The 502-nt window shown below is 33.3% G+C and carries 2 tRNA genes; both read left to right on the top strand.

The annotated features are described in order from the left end of the window. Window positions 1–95 precede the first annotated feature (95 nt). Window positions 96–171, top strand: a tRNA-Ala gene (locus NG904_RS16160). Window positions 172–174: 3 nt separating this feature from the next. Next, window positions 175–251, top strand: a tRNA-Ile gene (locus tag NG904_RS16165). The last annotated feature ends 251 nt before the right edge of the window (window positions 252–502 follow it).

Genomic DNA, 502 nt, shown 5'->3' on the forward strand with positions numbered 1-502 from the left:
ACTAGTAATTAAAATATACTTTCTTCGAAAAAAGGAGGTTTAATTTAATGTTGATTCTGGTCAATTTTGAGGGATCTTCCTCAAAATTTTTTTATGGGGGTATAGCTCAGTTGGGAGAGCACCTGCCTTGCACGCAGGGGGTCAAGAGTTCGAATCTCTTTATCTCCACCATTAGGGCTTATAGCTCAGCTGGTTAGAGCGCACGCCTGATAAGCGTGAGGTCGATGGTTCGAGTCCATTTAAGCCCACCATTGTTCTTTGAAAATTACACATAATGATACGAAGTTTAGTGAACCTTAGTACAAGGAATCAAATAATTTTTACAATGAGCGTATTTTATACGTGAATGAAAAAAATTATGCAGATGACGAAGTAATAGGATTCAATAAACAAGTATATTGTATATAATACAACAAGCCAAGAATATATTCTTTGTAATAATTGAAATAATTACCTAGATAATTACTCAAATTAAAATTGGCAATTGTTTTGTTTATTTATA

This window comes from Clostridium sp. ZBS15, assembly GCF_023845705.1.
Taxonomy (GTDB): Bacteria; Bacillota; Clostridia; order Clostridiales; family Clostridiaceae; genus Clostridium; species Clostridium aquiflavi.